Source organism: Tardiphaga sp. 619_E2_N8_4 (assembly GCF_051810905.1).
Taxonomy (GTDB): domain Bacteria; phylum Pseudomonadota; class Alphaproteobacteria; order Rhizobiales; family Xanthobacteraceae; genus Tardiphaga; species Tardiphaga robiniae.
Map to the genome: position 1 here is coordinate 1,487,150 of NZ_JBPWQJ010000001.1, position 17,331 is coordinate 1,504,480.

16 protein-coding genes are annotated in these 17,331 nt (G+C 62.7%); 7 read left to right on the top strand and 9 right to left on the bottom strand.

The features are described from left to right. The first annotated feature begins 32 nt into the window (after positions 1-32). Positions 33-794: a DUF992 domain-containing protein gene (locus AB8A23_RS07100; RefSeq protein WP_439060054.1), complete on the top strand. Its 762-nt coding sequence runs from the start codon at positions 33-35 to the stop codon at positions 792-794. Between the two features lie 25 nt (positions 795-819). On the opposite strand, the gene AB8A23_RS07105 is transcribed toward AB8A23_RS07100, so the two are convergent. Further along, positions 820-2,262, bottom strand: coding sequence for an alpha/beta hydrolase (locus tag AB8A23_RS07105; protein WP_439060556.1), 1,443 nt, complete (start codon positions 2,260-2,262; stop codon positions 820-822). A gap of 207 nt (positions 2,263-2,469) precedes the next feature. Further along, positions 2,470-2,673, bottom strand: a complete 204-nt coding sequence (locus AB8A23_RS07110; RefSeq protein ID WP_439060053.1) for a DUF6894 family protein — start codon at positions 2,671-2,673, stop codon at positions 2,470-2,472. Between the two features lie 151 nt (positions 2,674-2,824). Between AB8A23_RS07110 and AB8A23_RS07115 the strand changes: the two genes are divergently transcribed. Further along, positions 2,825-3,247 (top strand): hypothetical protein, encoded by a 423-nt coding sequence (locus AB8A23_RS07115; protein WP_439060052.1) that lies wholly within the window; start codon positions 2,825-2,827, stop codon positions 3,245-3,247. A 96-nt stretch (positions 3,248-3,343) separates the two neighbouring features. Next, on the top strand, positions 3,344-3,562 hold the full coding sequence (locus AB8A23_RS07120; RefSeq protein WP_089263548.1) for a DUF3551 domain-containing protein: 219 nt from the start codon (positions 3,344-3,346) through the stop codon (positions 3,560-3,562). Between the two features lie 169 nt (positions 3,563-3,731). On the opposite strand, the gene AB8A23_RS07125 is transcribed toward AB8A23_RS07120, so the two are convergent. Beyond that, on the bottom strand, positions 3,732-5,378 hold the full coding sequence (locus tag AB8A23_RS07125; RefSeq protein WP_439060051.1) for an amidohydrolase: 1,647 nt from the start codon (positions 5,376-5,378) through the stop codon (positions 3,732-3,734). Positions 5,379-5,622: 244 nt separating this feature from the next. On the opposite strand from AB8A23_RS07125, the gene AB8A23_RS07130 reads away from it, so the two are divergent. From AB8A23_RS07130 to AB8A23_RS07140, 3 genes are all read left to right on the top strand, one after another. Then, entirely contained in the window at positions 5,623-6,015 is a 393-nt protein-coding gene (locus AB8A23_RS07130) for a nitrile hydratase accessory protein (protein WP_439060555.1), read from the top strand. 260 nt (positions 6,016-6,275) lie between these two features. Next, a complete protein-coding gene (locus AB8A23_RS07135; RefSeq protein ID WP_439060050.1) occupies positions 6,276-7,643 on the top strand; it encodes an aspartate aminotransferase family protein in 1,368 nt (455 codons plus the stop codon). Positions 7,644-7,673: 30 nt separating this feature from the next. After that, complete coding sequence (locus AB8A23_RS07140; RefSeq protein WP_439060049.1) at positions 7,674-9,245, top strand: ABC transporter substrate-binding protein; 1,572 nt, start codon at positions 7,674-7,676, stop codon at positions 9,243-9,245. 191 nt (positions 9,246-9,436) lie between these two features. Here AB8A23_RS07140 and AB8A23_RS07145 read toward each other — a convergent pair whose 3' ends face one another. The 4 genes from AB8A23_RS07145 to AB8A23_RS07160 are packed head-to-tail and all read right to left on the bottom strand — an operon-like array spanning position 9,437 to position 14,131. Beyond that, on the bottom strand, positions 9,437-11,092 hold the full coding sequence (locus tag AB8A23_RS07145) for a dipeptide ABC transporter ATP-binding protein (protein WP_439060048.1): 1,656 nt from the start codon (positions 11,090-11,092) through the stop codon (positions 9,437-9,439). A gap of 4 nt (positions 11,093-11,096) precedes the next feature. Beyond that, positions 11,097-11,930 carry an ABC transporter permease gene (locus tag AB8A23_RS07150; protein ID WP_439060047.1) on the bottom strand — a complete coding sequence of 278 codons (834 nt, stop codon included), beginning with the start codon at positions 11,928-11,930 and terminating at the stop codon, positions 11,097-11,099. Next, positions 11,927-12,868: an ABC transporter permease gene (locus AB8A23_RS07155; RefSeq protein WP_439060554.1), complete on the bottom strand. Its 942-nt coding sequence runs from the start codon at positions 12,866-12,868 to the stop codon at positions 11,927-11,929. The genes AB8A23_RS07150 and AB8A23_RS07155 overlap by 4 nt, the downstream gene beginning before the upstream one ends. Before the next feature lie 15 nt (positions 12,869-12,883). Then, positions 12,884-14,131, bottom strand: a complete 1,248-nt coding sequence (locus tag AB8A23_RS07160; protein ID WP_439060046.1) for a serine hydrolase domain-containing protein — start codon at positions 14,129-14,131, stop codon at positions 12,884-12,886. Between the two features lie 135 nt (positions 14,132-14,266). On the opposite strand from AB8A23_RS07160, the gene AB8A23_RS07165 reads away from it, so the two are divergent. After that, positions 14,267-15,397 carry a LysR substrate-binding domain-containing protein gene (locus tag AB8A23_RS07165; protein ID WP_439060045.1) on the top strand — a complete coding sequence of 377 codons (1,131 nt, stop codon included), beginning with the start codon at positions 14,267-14,269 and terminating at the stop codon, positions 15,395-15,397. A gap of 59 nt (positions 15,398-15,456) precedes the next feature. Here AB8A23_RS07165 and AB8A23_RS07170 read toward each other — a convergent pair whose 3' ends face one another. Both AB8A23_RS07170 and AB8A23_RS07175 read right to left on the bottom strand, forming a co-directional pair. Then, positions 15,457-16,656 (bottom strand): serine hydrolase domain-containing protein, encoded by a 1,200-nt coding sequence (locus tag AB8A23_RS07170; RefSeq protein WP_439060553.1) that lies wholly within the window; start codon positions 16,654-16,656, stop codon positions 15,457-15,459. A 196-nt stretch (positions 16,657-16,852) separates the two neighbouring features. Further along, on the bottom strand, positions 16,853-17,050 hold the full coding sequence (locus AB8A23_RS07175; protein WP_089263559.1) for a hypothetical protein: 198 nt from the start codon (positions 17,048-17,050) through the stop codon (positions 16,853-16,855). Positions 17,051-17,331 lie beyond the last annotated feature (281 nt).

Sequence of the window (17,331 nt, forward strand, 5' to 3'; positions counted from 1 at the left end):
TCAGGAGCGGTCGCCTAAGCTGAAGATGGCGTTTGTCCATCGGCGCCGCCACTTTCTTACCGAATTTTAAAGTTTCCGGATTCGGCCAAAAGCGAGGCAAAGCAGCCGTAGTTGTGGCGCTCCGGCCTCTGCGCATGGCCTGGAATTTTCCGCGGGGACAGCGTTGCTGCGCGTACCTGAATCCAGATCAATGTTCCCCGGCAATCCGGGTACTCATCACGACCTCTTCAGGGTTTTTCCCGATTACCTATTGCGTGCTGACGGCTAGCCTCGTCCGGCAGAAGCCTGGTTATTTTGTCGCGGCTCCGAGAGGGAAGCAGATGTTCAGCATTCGCATATTGACCGTGGCATGTGCCTTCCTGATCCCGCAGATGCTATCCGCACCGGCTCATGCGCAACAGCTTTTCCGCGTCGGCGGACTGACATGCAGCACCGGTCCGAGAGTTGGGCTGGTTCTAGGCTCACGCCAGGAGATGCAATGTGTCTTCCTGTCCACCGTGGCTGCGCGGCAATATAGTTACAGGGGCACGATCAGGCGGGTTGGCCTCGATGTTGGCGTAACCCGAGGAGGGACACTGTTCTGGGGCGTCTTTGCGCGGAACAGTAATATCGGCCGCGGCACATTGAGAGGCAGCTATGTCGGGGCAAGCGGAAATGTTGCCATCGGCCTGGGTCTTGGCGCCAATGTCCTCGTCGGCGGATCCCGCCGTACGATCACGCTGCAGCCGCTCTCTGTCGAGGGCCAGATCGGATTGAATCTGGCACTAGGCATATCCAATCTCGTTCTTCGATAGTCGGCATTTATCATCGGTCACCGCTTTATCGGGCAGGTTGGGCGGTCTTTGCGGGGGTGAGAATGCTCTCACCGATCCGGCCGACCATATAGGGGAAGAACGGGTTTGATGACGCCCGCATCAGCGAGTCGAGGCTGGCGATCAGCACATTGCGTTCGCCGCGCGGCGCCAGGGTACCGAGGTTCTCGCCAAAATCCTCGGACTTGTCCGGCTCCGCCCCATAGAGAGAATCGCTGACCGGAAATGGCAGCGCCACGTGTGATAGCGAATAGAAGCCCCGTGGATAGTTCAGGCCGAGCGGGCGGGAATGCTCGTCGACGGTGCCGGCCTCGGTCACACGCTCGATCACGTCGTCATTATTGTCACCGGAATTGGTAATGACGGCGAGGCGGTAGCGCCGCGGGCCGGCGGGTACAATGCGCGCCAGCGCGGTGTCGGTGCTGGTGCGCAGCAGAGGGCCAAATCGGGCGGTGCGGTTGACGTCGAACAGAACGAGTTCGCTCCCATTGGCCGGCAGATGGGCATAGAGATCGGAGACGATGGCCCGCGTGCTGACGGTGAAATCCATCAGCGACTGGAATGTCAGGATGGGTGGAAACCGGCTCAGTCTGCCTTCGCTCGCATAGCGCGCGAGCCTCCGTTGCAGAGCCCTGGTCAGAAGATGCGATTGACGCGCGCCATTCACCGGAAATGAATTGTACTTGAAGGGATTGAACTCCGGAACGACGTCGAGCCAAGCGGCCTTGGCGAAGGCGGGCAGAATTGCCGGAAATCCCGCAAGGCCGGCGAACCGTGCAAAACTCGTGATGCCGACCATCGGCGAGATCAGTATCAGGCGGTCGGGTCGTGACAGTTTTTCGTCGTCGATGGCATCCAGCGCATACATGATGGCCAGCGCGCCGCCATTGGAAAATCCCACCAGATGCAGCGGCACGGGCGAATCCACACGCTTCTTCACTTCCCGCACTGCGAGCCGCGTGGCAGCCATCCAGTCTTCCCACGCGATATCGGTCAGTGCAGCTGGAACCGTGCCATGTGCCGGCAGCCTTGGGACGATCGCCAGGAAACCTTGATCGCGGTAAAAGCGCGCAATATGGCGTTGGCTGTAGGGGGAATCCGTCAGGCCATGAAGAAGCACGACCGCCCCGATCGGCTTCCCCTTCGGCTCCAGCACAAAGGAGCGGTTGAAATCCTGCACGAAATGCGGGGGATAGACCGGGCTGCCTTCGAAGTACCGATTGGGTGGCACACGTTCTGTCGCATCGAGCTTCTGCGATACCTCGCGCTGGACTTCGTCGAAAAGCTCCGCCTCAGCCGCCATGTATTGCGCCCAGTCGGCAGTATCCAGCTTGCTCGCATGGAGCTCATGCGGAACGTAGGTATGCCATGTCTCGAGTGGCAGTCCGCGCTGCGAATCGTAGATGCGGACAGCGAAGATCGTCATCAGCGCGATGCCGACAAACGCCATCAGGATCTTTGCAAATCTGAAGATTCTGGCCCGCACGACCGACCCCCGTAAATGACGACGTGGTGCAAGATGGCCCGGAAAAATTGAAACCCGACGGGAGATATAGGGGAAAGCACCTGAGCGGGTATCGGGCTTTACCCTGATACGCGGTAACTTCTTCGGCGACGTCCCCGTCCGCCTATGCGACGGCAGCCATATGCGAAGCCGTCAGTTGGCCCGGCATCTGAAGATCCGGTTGCCGTTCTCGTCCAGAACGAACACCAGGCTGGACCTGCAAAGCGCGCCGGCCTTGCTCAACTCCGTAGCGAGGGCCTGCGCTTGCGTGATTGCAATTTTCGCATTCGAAAGGCGGCTTCCGACCTCATCGGGAAAAACTTTCGGCCCGTGCAGGATATGGAAATAGTATCGCATCGCCTCCAATAATTCGGAAGGGAGGCGGGTCCCAGTGAATAATTAGTAAGGCGCCGACACATGCGGCCGGTATTGGTTCCGCGACCAGATGACGGCGTAGGGACTCTCCAGGCGCGGCACGCGCACCGACCGAGGGTTTTCCCCGATAGCCATGGCTCTGGAAGTGCATTTCAAATTGGGACATGTGGGCGGCGGCCATAAGAATCAATTTCCAGGGAGTAACGCATGCGCCGGATCTCAACCTTGCTCGTTTTACTCACGCTTTCCGCTGTGGTTCCGCTGGCGGATGCGCTTGCCCAAAGCGCAGCAGGACGCGGCGCAGTGTCCGGTGCCATCATTGGCGGCGCCGTCGGCGGCCGACGCGGCGCGGCTATTGGTGCTGCCACCGGAGCGGCCGTGGGGAGTCACAGGCGGCATTGGCATAACCGGTATTACTGGCGCCATGGTCGTTGCTGGATCCGCACATCGAGCGGAAGATCCCACCCGGTATCGCATCGCTATTGCAGGTGAGCGATACGATTGCACCGTTGCGGCTGCGATAGCCATTCCAGCGCGTCACGATCTTTCGCTGTGATCGCAGGGGTGATTCCGCGGCCCGGATCAGGTCAACACCCGATATCGTGATGCAATCGCGTCATCCATTATTCCGACGATTGAAAAGGAGGATGCGATGCAGAACCTGAAAAAGCGTTTCTTATTGTCCCTGCTTGTTTCCACGATTGTGGCGAGCGCGAGCATGGTATTCGTCACCACGCAGAGCGAAGCCAAGGGGAGGGCGTGGTGCGCCAAATCACAGTCGCGGGGCACCGATTGTAGTTATGACACGATCGACCAATGCCGTGCAGCGGTCAGCGGAACAGGTGCCTCCTGTCGCAAGCGCGTCCGCTGAGGCACTGTGTCGTTTTTGAATCGGCAGCCGTCGCCACGTCATCTGGCGACGGTACCTTTATGCACAGACGAAGCGGCGCCCTTACGGCAAGGGCCTCCGTCAAACAGATCTTTGCTGCGATACGACTGAACAGCGGGCATTGACCGCATATCGCCGCGTCTTGCGCTCTCTATTCCGCCGCGACCGCGACCTGACCCAGCCTGTCGAAGACGACGTCGCCACCGAGAATGGTGAGATCGCAGCGAGTGTCTTTCTCGACTTCCTCGGGCGCGCAGGTGAAGACGTCGTGGCTGAGCACGGCGATATCCGCGAGCTGGCCCGGCACCAGACGGCCCATGCGATCTTCGGCGAATTGCGTATAGGCGCCGAAATAGGTGTAGGCGTGGATCGCTTCCGCCATCGACAGCTTCTGTCCTTCGCCCAGCAATGTATGACGGTTGGACATGCGCGTGGTCATCGTGAACAGGTTCTTGAACGGATCGGTGGTGGACACCGGCGCGTCCGAACTCGCCGCCGGATGCAGACCTGCGTCGAACCACTTGCGCATGGGATAGGCGACATCAGTGCGCGCCTGGCCGAGATTGGTGATGTAGAGATCGCCGAATTCATACATGAAGACCGGCTGCGGCACCGGGTCGATGCCCGCGGCGCCCATGCGTGCGATCTGGCTGTCGCTCAGGAAGCCGCAATGCTCGATGCGATGGCGGCGGCCGAGGATAGGGTTCTCCGCCGTCGAGGCTTTCTCGATGCCTGACAGCACCTGTTCGATGGCGGCATCGCCGATGGCGTGGATCGCGAGCTGGTAACCGAGGCTGTGATAATGCGCGAGATAGTCGTGCATTTCCTTGTCGGTGTAGCAGAAGATGCCGCGGTTCTCGGGATCGCCCACGAGATAGGGCTCCGACATCGCGGCGGTGAGGCCGCCGGCGCTACCGTCACCGAACACTTTCATCGCGCCATAGCGCAGCATGCCGACCTCGCGGCCGAAGCGATAACCTGCAGCATGGGCCTGATCGCCGATGCCGTCGGTGTTGCCGTAGATACAGACCCAGGTGCGGATCGGCAGCGTGTTCGATTTCGCAAGATGCTCGTAGGCATCGATCTCATCCATGCCCGCGGCCATGCCGACCGCGGCATCCATCACGCTGGTGAAGCCTTGCTCGAGCATGAACCGGCTGGCGCGGTCAATCGCATCGCGCAAACGTTCGGCGCTGGGCTTCGGCGCGGCATCGACAATCAGGCGTAGCGCGCGTTCGGCGAGCAGGCCAGTGAGCTTGTTGTCGCGGCGTTCGATCATGCCGCCATCGGGCTGCGGCGTGTTATGGCCGATGCCGGCCGCGCGCATCGCCTGCGTGTTGATCACAGCGACATGGCCGCAGGTGCGCTTGAGATAGACCGGATTGTTCGGCGCGACCTGATCGAGCTCTTCCGCGGTGGGGTGACGCTTTTCCGCGAGCTCGTAATGGTCGTAGCCGCGGCCATTGATCCATTCGCCGGGCTTGGCGGTCTTCGCCTTCTCGGCGACGCGGCGCAGGATCTCGCCGATGCTGTTGGCGCCGGTCTCCGGCCGCAAATTGATCTCGGTCATGGTCAGGCCGAGCGGCAGCAGATGCATATGCGCATCGTTCAGGCCCGGGATGGCGGTGCGGCCGGCGAGTTCGATGATGCGCGTATCCGGCCCGGCAAGCTCGGCGATTATCTCGGCCGAACCGGTCGCCAGCACGCGTCCCGATGCGATCGCGATGGCTTCGACAAAGCCCTCGTTGAGACCACAGAACACGCGTCCTCCGGTCAGGATGAGGCTTGGCTTTTCCATCTTAAGTCTACCTTTTATTCACGGGATCGAGTGCAGCGACGGGTACGCCAAAATTATTCAGCGGAGCAAGATCGCAGATTGTGCAGTGTGAGCCTGCAGACGGGGCAACGCGCCGCATATCGCGCTTTATGTTGGAGTTTTTCTCGCAGGTCAGGAATTAGACACCTGCCATGCGCGTCACGCAGCGACATTTGCGTGAGGCGCACGTCGGTGTAGGATTCGCCTGATGTCTGGAGCCGGTGTGATGACGACCAATACTCAAGCTGCAACGCGTGCGACGGCCGAAATCCCGAGCATCCCCTGTGACGCCGAGGGTCCGGTGTTTCGCGAGCCGTGGGAGGCCCAGGCCTTTGCCATGGCCGTGACGCTGCATGAGCGCGGCGTGTTCACCTGGATGGAATGGGCTGCGGCGCTGGCTGCCGAGATCAAGCGCGCCCAGGCGGGCGGCGATGCCGACACCGGCGAGACCTATTACCGGCACTGGCTAGCGACGCTGGAAAACCTGATCGCCGAGAAGGGTGTGACGACGGCGGATGCGCTGCATCGCTACCGCGATGCCTGGGACCACGCCGCCGATCGCACGCCGCATGGCCAGCCGATCGAACTGACCCCGGCGGATTTCGATCGCCACGCGTAGAGCCGCGGCGCACGCCTCTCTCCGCCGTCATGGCCGGGTTTGTCCCGGCCATCCACGTTTTTGACAGAAGTGAAGTGAGGCGTGGATGCCCGGGACAAGCCCGGGCATGACGAGTTCTTATTGAAGCGTCATCCCTCACGGTGCGCAGCGCGCACCACCGACCCCCTGTTTGGCATCTCCCGCAATCGCCTGGGCAATTCGATGATCCCTTCGTTGACGCTGGCCCTGTTCGTGGCTGTCCGGCGTCGTCGGAGAAAAACATGCTCGATACAACAAGAACAACCGGCGATTTGCAGGCGCTCGACGGCGCGCATCACGTCCATTCCTTCACCGATCCTGCCGTGATCACCGGCGGCAAGACACGCGTCGTGGTGCGAGGCGAGGGCTGCCAGATCTGGGACAGTGACGGCCGCAGATTTCTCGACGGCATGGCCGGGCTATGGTGTGTCAATGTCGGCTATGGCCGGCAGGAACTGGTCGATGCCGCCACACGGCAGATGGCGGAGCTGCCCTTCTACAGCAACCATTTCCAGTCGACGACGCCGGCCATGACGGAGCTCGCGCACAAGCTCTCTCAGCTCACACCGGAGGGCCTCGACCATTTCCTGTTCACCTCGTCCGGCTCCGAGGCCAACGACACTATCGTCCGCATGGTGCGCTATTTCTGGAAGCTGCAGGGCAAGCCGGCCAAGCGCACCTTCATCAGTCGCACCATGGCCTATCACGGCAGCACGCTGGCAGCCGTGAGCCTGTGCGGAATGCCGCATATGCATGCCATGGACGGCGGCACGCTGCCCGGCTTCGCGCATATCCAGCATCCGCACTGGTACATGTTCGGCGGCGAGCTGACCAAGGAGGAATTCGGGCTGCAGGCCGCGCAGGCGCTGGAGCGGAAAATCCTCGAACTCGGACCGGAGAATGTTGCGGCATTCATCGGCGAGCCCGTGCAGGGCGCCGGCGGCGTGATCGATCCGCCCTCGACCTACTGGCCGGAAATCCAGCGCATCTGCCGCAAATACGATGTGCTGCTGATTGCGGATGAAGTGATCTGCGGCTTTGGCCGCACCGGCGAATGGTTCGGCGCGCAGACCTATGGTGTCACACCGGACCTGATGACGCTAGCCAAGGGCCTGTCCTCCGGCTACCTGCCGATCGCCGCGGTTGCGATGAACAAGCGGGTGTTCGAGACGATTGGCAGTGGCGGACTGCTTGCCCATGGTTATACGTATTCCGGCCATCCCGTCGCCTGCGCGGTGGCGCTCGCCAATATCGACATCATTGAACGCGAAGGCCTGGTCGATCGCGTCCGCGACGATATCGGCCCCTATCTGCATCAGGCGCTGGCGCAATTCGAACAGCATCCGGTCGTGGGCGAGGTGCGCGGCATCGGCACGCTGGCGGCGCTGCAACTGGTCAAGGGCAAGGACACCCGCGAGATCTTCACGGTCGAGGACGGCGCCGGGGTCTTCTGCCGCGAGGCCGCCTACAATCAGGGCCTGATCGTTCGCGCCGTCGGCCAGTCGATCGTACTCAGCCCGTCGCTGGTCATTACTCATGCCGAGATCGATGAACTCGTCGACAAGCTCAAGCGCGCACTCGACCAGACGGCACGGAACTTTGGACTTTAGACATTTGTGCAACGTGATTTGGAGAGCCGCATGAGGATGAGATCTGCTTTCGCCGCCATTGTCGCGGCTTTCACATTCGCAAGCGCTGCCGCCGCCGAGGAGCCGATCCGCGGCGGCACAATGCGGATCGTGATGACGGCGGATATCCGCACGCTCGACGCGTCGCGCAGCGACAATCTCACCGATCACGTCCTCAACCATATCTATGAGCAGCTTGTCGCGCATAGGAACGACATGACCATCGGCCCCGCCGCCGCCGAGAGCTGGGACGTGTCGCCGGACGGCAAGACCTACAGCTTCAAGCTCCGCGACGGCATGGTCTATCACAACGGCGACAAGGTGAAGGCCGCCGACGTCAAGTGGCTGTGGGACCGCCGCATGGCGGCCCCGAAGTCCGGTGCGCCATGGGTCTGCGCCGCAAGCTTCGACGGGTCGCGCGGCATGAAGGTCGAGTCGGTGGAAGCACCGGACGACGGCACCGTGGTCTTCACGCTCGACAAGCCGAACACGCTGTTCCTGGTGCGGCTTGCCGATATCGTCTGCAATTTCTGGATCGCCAGCCCGAAAAATGTCGACGCTGACGGCAACTGGATCGCGGGGGCGGCGATCGGTTCCGGCTCGTTCAGGCTGAAGGAATGGCGCAAGGAGCAATATGTCTCGCTGGAGCGGTTCGCGGACTATGTCCCGTCGAAGCAGAAACGCGACGGTTTCGGCGGCGATCGGACCAGTTATTTCGACGAGGTGCGTTTCGTCGTCATCCCCGACAAGACCGCGGCGGAAACCGCGCTGCTCGCCGGACAGGTCGATATCGTTACCTATCTGCAGGTCTCGCGCATCGAGGAAATGAGAAAGCGCGGCGCCGTCGTGAAGACCGCGCCGGGCCTGTCACTGTCGGCGATCCTGATCCAGACCACTGACCCCTTGATGTCGAACGTCAAGATCCGCCGGGCGCTGGCACATGCGATCGACTTCAAGGAGATGGCCGAGACCAAGTTGATGGGGCTCACCGAATTCAATCCCTCGGGCGTCGCGGAATCCTCGGCCTATTTCGACAAGTCGTTCCAGGCCTGGCCGAAATACGATCCGGAAGCCGCCAGGAAGCTGCTGAAGGAGGCCGGCTACAAGGGCGAGCCGATCAAGATGCAGACCAACAAGCGCTATATCGGCATGTATGAAAATGCCGTTGTGGTGCAGGCCATGCTCAACGCCGCCGGCTTCAACGTGCAGCTCGACGTCATCGACTGGGCGGCGCAGCTCGAGAACTGGATGAGCGGCAAGTTCCAGCTGCAGTCGTTCGGCTATTCGTCCCGTGCCGACCCGATGCTGATGTATGGCACCATCATCGGCAACAAGGGCAAGGCGCCGACCTCGCAATGGGATGATCCGGACGCGCAGGCGCTGTATCTCAAGGCGCTAAACGCGATCAGCTTCGACGAGCGCAAGGCCGTCCTCAAGCAGCTCCATGCCAAGATGGAAGAGGAAGTGCCGATCCTCGGGCTTTACTACTATCCCGTAATCGAGGCGGTCTCGCCAAAACTCGTGAATTACGAGTCGTGGCCGCTCGAAAAACCGCGCGCCTGGGGTGTGTGGAAGAAGTCGTAACTGCCCGCAGCGTTACGGCAGACTTGAAGACCCGGAGCCAGCGACGGCTCCGGGTTTCTTCGTGGCACTCTATACCTCGCACTCCGTCCTCATGGTGAGGAGCGCGCCCTTGCGCGCGTCCCGAACCATGAGATGGCGAAGGCCCCGGAGTACGCTGCCATCCTTCGAGACGCGGTCGAGGCGACCGCTCCTCAGGATGAGGACTGAGTGTGAGCCCCCTCAAACCTCCGATCCAGCAGCATCGCCGCATTCAGCAGCCGCTTCGTATACTCATGCTGCGGACGATCGAAGATGTCGTCGCGGCTGCCGACCTCGACGATCCTTCCGTTCTGCATCACCGCCACACGATCGGCCACCTGTTCCACCGCGCCGAGATCATGCGAGACGAACAGGCAGGCGAAACCATAGCGCTCCTGCAACTCGCGGATCAGCTTCAGGATCTGCTTCTGCACCGTCATGTCGAGTGCCGACACCGGCTCGTCGGCGACAACGAATGCGGGCCGCCTTGCGATGGCGCGGGCGATGGCCACGCGCTGGCGCTGGCCGCCGGACAGTTGATGCGGTAATCTTCGCAGGAAATCCCGGGACAGGCCGACCTCGTCCAGCACCTCGCGCACGCGGGCGTCGCGCGCCTTGCCATCCATCGCGGTATCGAGGCGCAGCGGTTCACCGACGATGTCGCGGATGCGCTGGCGCGGATCGAGCGAGGAATACGGATCCTGGAAGATGATCTGCATTTCCTCGCGCTGCAGCCGCGCGGCGCGGCCGCGCCAGGTCATGATCTGCCCCCCGCGGAAGGCGATACTGCCGGAGGTCGGTGTGATCAGGCCGACGGTGGCGCGCCCCAGCGTGGTCTTGCCGGACCCTGAGCCACCGACCAGCGCCAGCGTCTCGCCTTCGCCGATGGTGAGATCGACGCCATCAACGGCGCGCTTGGCCTCAAGGCGGCCGAACAGCCGCGGGCGTCCCGCATAGTCGATCACCACGTCGCGCAATTCGACCAGCGGTTTGATCGTGCGGGCGTTGCGTAAGCCGCCTGCGCTTCGTCGCGGCAGCGCGTCGACGAGACGCTGAGTATAGTCGTGCTGCGGCGACGACAGCACGTCGAGGCTGCGACCCTGTTCGACGATCCGGCCCTTCAGCATCACGGCGACATCGCGCACATAATGCGAAACCATGCCGAGGTCGTGGCTGATCAGCAGCACCGCGGTGCCGTTCTCTTGCGTCAGTTCCACCATCAGATCGAGCACGTCGCGCTGCACCAGCGTGTCGAGTGCCGTGGTCGGCTCGTCTGCGATCAAAAGATCCGGCTTCAGCAGCATCACCGAGGCCAGCATGATGCGCTGGCGCATGCCGCCGGAAAATTCATGCGGATAGGCGTCGAGGCAATGGACGGGGTTGGGAATGCTGACGCGCTTCAGCATCGTGAGGCAGCGCTCGCGGATCTCGCCGCGCGACAGCCGGCGATGATGCAGTTTGAGACCTTCCGCCATCTGCTGGCCGATGGTCATTGACGGATTGAGCGACACCATCGGCTCCTGGAACACCATCCCGATATGGGCGCCGCGGATTTTGCGCAGCGCCGGCGGCGCGATGCCGACCAGTTCGGTGTGGCGGAACCTGATGCTGCTGCCGGGTGCGGCGATCAGCGGTGTCGGCAACAGGCCGAGCACCGCGCGTGCCGCCATGGTTTTACCGGAGCCGGATTCGCCGACCAGCGCCAGCATGCTGCCGGGCATGATGGAGAAGCTGGCATCGTCGACGAGCTTGTTGCCGTCGGGGCCGACGGTCACGGTCAGATGCTCGGCGGCAATGACGGGCTGCGATGGATCGGGTTTCATCGTCATCGCATTACGCCTGCATCTTCGGGTCGAGCCAGTCGCGCAGCGCATCGCCCAGCATATTGATGCCGAGCAGCGTCAGCGAGATGCACAGGCCCGGCAAAATGAGGAGATACGGCGCCTGGGTGATGAACGGCCGGCCCGAGGCCAGCATGTTGCCCCAGCTCGGCGCCGGTGGCGGTACGCCGAGGCCGAGGAAGCTTAGCGCGCTCTCCGACAGGATCACCCAGCCGAACATCGTGGTGGCCAGTACCGTGATCGGTGCCATGCAGTTCGGCAGCACATGGCGCACCATGGTCACGAGTTCCGAATTGCCCATCACTCGCGATGCCTCGATGTATTCGCGTTCGCGCACCGACAGCACGCTGGCGCGTGCGACGCGCACCACGGCGGGCATATAGGCGACGCTGAGCGCCAGGATCAGCGCCTCGCGGCTGGCGCCCGAGATCGCCATGATGAACAGCGCCAGCAGCAGGCCTGGAAAGGCCAGCAGCGAGTCGTTGAGGATCATCAGGATGCGGTCGGTCCAACCGCGGAGGAAGCCGGCGACGATGCCGAACAGCAGGCCGAGCGAGACGGCGATGGCAACGGTGGCGAGCGCGATCCAGCCGGTGGTGCGTGCGCCATAGATCAGTCGGCTCAGCACGTCACGGCCGAATTCGTCGGCGCCGAACAGATGCGATGCGGAAGGTGCTTTCAGCACGGCGCGCAGGTTGAGCTTGAGCGGATCATAGGGCGCCAGCATCGGCCCGAAGATGGCGAGCAAGGCCAGCAGCAGGACGAGGCCGCCGCCGATCAGGAGATTGGCGCGGCCGCGCGCGAGGCGGGGGAGATACCGCGTCATTGGGCGATCTTCGGATCGAACAACGGGTACAGCATGTCGACGCCCAGATTGACGATGACATAGATGACGCTGATGAACAGGATGCAGCCCTGCACCACCGGATAGTCGCGGGCATAGATCGCCTCGACCAGCAGGCGGCCAAGGCCGGGAATGGTGAACACTGTCTCGGTGATGGCGATGCCGCCGAGCAAACCGCCGAGGATCAGGCCGATCAGCGTCCAGGTCGGGGCAAAGGCGTTGCGGAAGGCGTGGCGCCACATCACCTCGGATTCGGACAGGCCCTTGGCGCGGGCATGGGTGATGTATTCGAGCCGGGAGACCTCAATGGTGGAGGCGCGCGCCATGCGCACGATCGGGCCGAGTTCGACCATGATCAGCGTCAGCACCGGCATGAAGATGAACAGCACGCCCTGACGGAAATTCTCGCTCAGCGATACGTAGCCGATGACGGGAAACCATTCGAGCCACATGCCGAACACCAGAAGGATCATCAGGCCAAGCCAGAAGCTCGGGATCGACAACAAGAGCGTCGAGAGTGCCACGGTGCCGTAGTCGGCAAAGGTGCCCTGCCGCCAAGCCGCGAACATGCCGGCCGGCACCGCGATGAGCGCGGCAAACACCACGGCTGTGACGACGATGGTTGCGGACACCGCGAAGCGATCGAGCATCAGCGGCAGCACGTGTTCACCGGATGAGATCGACTTGCCGAAGTCGCCGGAAAAAATATGGCCGAGCCAGGTCAGATATTGCGACGGCAGCGCGCCGGACAGGCCCATCTCGCGGCGCAGCGCCTCGACCTGTTCGGGTGTCGCGAGATCGCCGAGCATGACGGAAGCGGGATCGCCGGGGATCAGCCGCATGGCAAAAAAGATCGCTGCCGATACGATGATCAGTGTCGGCACCGCCTGCAGCAGACGTCCGAGCAGGAAGCGGCCCATCACGCTGCCTTTCGGTTATCGTGTGAGCGCATCGCGGATCGCATGCGCGGTGGCGACGGCCTCGCGGGCGCGGGGCACGCTGGTGACCTCGGGCCAGGTCGAGAGCTTGACGAAGGCGAATTCGGACTCTGGATCGATATAGATGAGCTGCCCGAAGATGCCGCGTGCCAGCATGGCCCGCCCCCGGGGATCCTCGATCCACCATTTGTTGTGATAGGCGCCCTCGGGCAGGGTTTCGCGGAAGAAGCCTTGGAAAATCTCTGTGTTGCCGTTGTTGCGGGTCTCGTCGATCCATGCATTTGGAATGACCTGGCATTCGCCGGACCGTCCGCCATTGACGATCATCTGCGCGAAGCGGCCATAATCGCGCAGGCTTGCGCAGAAGCCGCCATCGGCCAGCGCGAAGCCACCGTGATCGACGGTGAAATAGCCGTCCTCCTGCGCGCCCATCGGCGCCCATAATTCGCGGCTGACGAGTTCGGACAGCGAAGTTGCGGTGGCACGTTCGAGGATGAAGCCGAGCACGTCGGTCTCGATGGAGCGATACTGGAACAGCGCGCCGTGTGGACGGTCCTGTTCGGTCAGCGTCAGGATCAGCTCCCACATGGTGCGCGGGTAGTCCGGCTGATCGTTGACGCGCCAGCCGCAGGCATAGCCGAGCTTGACCATATGCGAGCCGGGCGTGGTGTAGGATTCGTCGAACACGACACCGGTTGTCATGTCGAGCACGTGCTGCACCGTCGCGCCGCTATAGGCGGTGCGCGCGAGCTCCGGCAGATAGTGCGTCACCGGCGCCTTGGGATCGAGCACGCCGCGGTCGGTGAGAATTCCGGCCACCATGCCGACCATCGATTTGGCCATCGACATCGACAGGTGTTGGCTGTGCGGCTTCATATCGTTGAAGTAGCGCTCATAGACGATGGCGCCACGGTGCAGCACCAGCATGCCGTCGGTGGCATTGTCCGTCAGAAAGTTCTCGAAACTGAGATCGCGGCCGTCAAAGCTGAAAGCAACCGTATCGAGCGCCTGCAAATTCTCGCGCATCGGCATTACCGGGCCTGGGCCGCGCCAGACCTGCGCGGTCGGCGTCATCTCGCGGATGTGCTGGAAGGTCCAGCGATGCATCGGCGCCCGGCTCCAGCCTGAGCGCGGCAGCAGGGGGCCGCCGGGATTGAGCGGGTCGCGGTAGCGTGGCCGTTGAAACAGATCGGTCAGTGTCGTGATCCCCATGCCGCGGCCGCCGCGCAGGGCGCGATGAGCCATCGTTAGATCTCACGAGGGTAACGCCATCAAGATGACCCGGAAGATGCCAATGAGGGGCATGGTGGTGCACCGGGCGCACCGTGCTAGGCTGCCATCTTGCCGCAGCCCTGCCGACTTGCTTCTGTGCACACCGGCATGTCTCTTGCTTCGCTGAATACTTGTCTCGTTGGGACGATCCGCCTGGCGGTCGTGCCGCCAACCGAATGTGGATGGATGATGAAGCCGGTCTCCAGTCCAGGCCCCAATCCTGTCGTGATGGACGACTCCGGAGCCGCGCCGGCCCCGGCGCTGAACCCGCCGTCGCGCAAGTCGATCCCGCCTTTCGAGGCGCTGCGTGCCTTCGATGCGGTGGCGCGGCTCGGCGGCGTGCGCCGCGCGGCGCAGAGCCTCGGGCGCGACCATGCGGTGATCAGCCGGCATCTGCGCACGCTGGAATCATGGACCGGCACCAAGCTGATCGACCGAACGTCGTCGAGCATCTCGCTCACCGACGACGGCGTGCGCTATCATCGGCATATTGCGGCGGCGATGGATGCCATTGCCGATGCCACCATCGACCTGATGCGGCGCGGCGATAATCATCGCCTGCTGATCTGGTGCGCGCCGGGCTTCGCGCTGCACTGGATGTCGCGCAAGATTGGATTGTTCGAGAAGGCCAATCGCGACGTCGATATCGAGCTACGCCCCACCGATCGCCGGCCGGATTTCGCCTCGCACGAGACGGATATCGATATCCGCTTCGAGTCGGTCTATGGCAACCCGCTGCAGCTCACCCCCGGCCTGCGTTGCATCGAGGCGGCGCGTGTGCCGATCGTCGCGGTGGCCAGCCCGGCCTACCTGGCCTCAATGCCGGCGATCGAGACGCCGCGCGATCTGCTCAGCCAGCGCCTGCTGCATGAAGAGGATTTCGACAGTTGGGCGCACTGGCTGGCGGCGCACGGCATCTATGACGAACTCGACCTCGGCGGTCCTCGCCTGTGGCAGGGCCACATGACGCTGGACGCTGCGATCCACGGCCGCGGCGTCGCGCTGTCTAACCATATGGTGGTTGCGCATGAGCTGGAATCCGGCCGCCTCGTCGAGATCGGAAAAGGCAATGCGAGCTTTCAGCCTTATTCGGACGGCATCTATCACTTCATCACCCGCGCCGACCGCTGGGACGCGCCACTGATCCGCCGCTATCGCAACTGGCTGATCGAGGCCATCGCGCAAGACTGGCCCGAGCTGAGCGTCGCGGCGCAGGCGAAGCGGAGCAAAGTGGGGTAGAACAAGCGAGCGGCTCTTAACCTCTCCCCGCAAGCGGGGAGAGGTTAAGAGCCAGCGCCTCACTTCAGCGCCTTCACCACCGCATTGAAGAAATCATTGTCCAGAATCGGCGCGTTCAGCGTCGTTGGCTTCGAGCGTGCGCTCAGCACCACGCAGATCACGCGCTGTTTCGGATTGATGTACAGCATCTGGCCGAAAATGCCGCGCGCGACGAAGGCGCCGTCGTCGAGCGTGCCGTCGGGCGCCGGCACGATCCACCACATATAGCCGTAATCGACGCGCTGGCCGTTGATCTGTCTGGAGGCCCCGGCCTCGCGGACCCAACCTTCCGGCAGCACGCGGGTGCCATCGATCACGCCGTCATCGAGAATGAACCGGCCGAACCGGGCATAGTCGCGCAGGGTGGCGAACAGGCCGCTGCCGGCGACTTCCAGCCCGCCGGGCGCTTCCAGCCACCAGGCGCCATCGGCCTCCATGCCGAGTCTGGACCAGATCTTCTCCGAGAGATAATCGCTCAGCCATTTGCCGGTGGCGGCCTTCACCAGCGCGCCGACCACATGGGTATCGCCGGTCGAATAGGTCCATTGTGTGCCAGGCGCCGCGGCGCGCGGGCGCTCAGCCATGTAGCGCATGACGGCACCGGGCTCCTGCCCGACCTGCAATGCGAGCATCTTGCGGCGCTCGGAATTCGCGTCGGTCTGGTCGTCGCTCCAGCGCACACCTGACGTCATCTGCATCAGCGTCTTCACGCTGACGCCCTCATAGGCGGTGCCGGAAAATTCGGGAAGATAAGTCACCAGCGGATCGTCGACGCTCTTGATGTACCCGTCCTGGATGGCAGCGCCGATCAGTGTGGTGCTGAAGGATTTCGCCATCGACATCGACAGCCAGCGTGTCGATGCCTCGATACCGAGATCGTAATGTTCGAGCGGAACCTCGTCGTCCTTCATCACCAGAATTCCGGCGACGCGGTTGCGCGAAACATAGTCGTAGATGTCGTAACTCGCGCCATTGGAGACGATCGGAAAGTCAGGCAGCGTGTGCTTGCTATAGATCAGTGGCCGCACCGGTGCGCCCGCCTTGATGGTGCGCGTCGCGAAATTCATCTCGGGCGTGACGAAGGTCCGCAGATGATCGATAGGCATCGATCGGCCGGCATAGGAATTGATGATCGCGTCGGTTGCAGTTTGGGGGCTCGTCGCGGAAGCCTGACGAATGGTGCTGTTGGCTTCGCCTGCACCCGGCGCCACATCTGTCACAGTCAAAGGTCTGTCCTGCATCTTCGGGCGCGTCGATGCGCTCAAGGATTTACTATGGCAGGGCAGAAGGGCTGTCGAGGGTGCCAAGGTTGAAACGCGCGGTGCGCCGGCATCACCGGCGCATGTCGCTGATCCCGGGATCAGCGGCACATCACGCTGATTTAAGTCAAACCGGTCCGGTGTCCTGATGCGATAATCAGCGAACCGCCGTCGTGTTCGAACTGGTGAGCGCGGTCGGCTGACCGGCCTTGATGACGCGGGCCGTCTGGGTGCCGTCGCTGGTGCCCGTGCGGGCGGCAATGCCGAAACCTGCAACCGCGATGCCGGCAACCAGGGCGACAACGACGATCTTCAGATGCGTGCTGCGGTCTGCGCTGTGGATCGAGTGGTTCATGGCGGCCTCCTGCCGTCTACGCGGCTACTTATTGCATGGAGGTGTAGTCCCGGCCGGTTTCCAGCCGATGGCGTCCGTGTAGAAAATTGTTTCGTGGAAGCGGAGATTTGTTTCGTCGCGTAGCCGGATACTTACGAATGCAGCGGTTTTGGCGCCTTTGGCGGTATTCGCGTCATACGTATTGTTCGATGCCGGGGAGTCCCGACCCACGCTCGTCATTCCGGGGCAGGACGGACCGCGAAGCGGACCGGACTGAGCCCGGAATCTCGGTGTGTTTTGCT

Excerpts from the sequence above, each read along its gene's own strand:
- AB8A23_RS07110 (WP_439060053.1), bottom strand. The coding sequence starts at position 2,673 with ATGCGATACTATTTCCATATCCTGCACGGGCCGAAAGTTTTTCCCGAT.
- AB8A23_RS07120 (WP_089263548.1), top strand. The coding sequence starts at position 3,344 with ATGCAGAACCTGAAAAAGCGTTTCTTATTGTCCCTGCTTGTTTCCACG.
- AB8A23_RS07135 (WP_439060050.1), top strand. The coding sequence starts at position 6,276 with ATGCTCGATACAACAAGAACAACCGGCGATTTGCAGGCGCTCGACGGC.
- AB8A23_RS07125 (WP_439060051.1), bottom strand. The coding sequence starts at position 5,378 with ATGGAAAAGCCAAGCCTCATCCTGACCGGAGGACGCGTGTTCTGTGGT.
- AB8A23_RS07140 (WP_439060049.1), top strand. The coding sequence starts at position 7,674 with ATGAGGATGAGATCTGCTTTCGCCGCCATTGTCGCGGCTTTCACATTC.
- AB8A23_RS07160 (WP_439060046.1), bottom strand. The coding sequence starts at position 14,131 with ATGGCTCATCGCGCCCTGCGCGGCGGCCGCGGCATGGGGATCACGACA.
- AB8A23_RS07150 (WP_439060047.1), bottom strand. The coding sequence starts at position 11,930 with ATGACGCGGTATCTCCCCCGCCTCGCGCGCGGCCGCGCCAATCTCCTG.
- AB8A23_RS07165 (WP_439060045.1), top strand. The coding sequence starts at position 14,267 with ATGTCTCTTGCTTCGCTGAATACTTGTCTCGTTGGGACGATCCGCCTG.
- AB8A23_RS07175 (WP_089263559.1), bottom strand. The coding sequence starts at position 17,050 with ATGAACCACTCGATCCACAGCGCAGACCGCAGCACGCATCTGAAGATC.
- AB8A23_RS07130 (WP_439060555.1), top strand. The coding sequence starts at position 5,623 with ATGACGACCAATACTCAAGCTGCAACGCGTGCGACGGCCGAAATCCCG.
- AB8A23_RS07115 (WP_439060052.1), top strand. The coding sequence starts at position 2,825 with ATGGCTCTGGAAGTGCATTTCAAATTGGGACATGTGGGCGGCGGCCAT.
- AB8A23_RS07105 (WP_439060556.1), bottom strand. The coding sequence starts at position 2,262 with ATGGCGTTTGTCGGCATCGCGCTGATGACGATCTTCGCTGTCCGCATC.
- AB8A23_RS07155 (WP_439060554.1), bottom strand. The coding sequence starts at position 12,868 with ATGGGCCGCTTCCTGCTCGGACGTCTGCTGCAGGCGGTGCCGACACTG.
- AB8A23_RS07145 (WP_439060048.1), bottom strand. The coding sequence starts at position 11,092 with ATGACGATGAAACCCGATCCATCGCAGCCCGTCATTGCCGCCGAGCAT.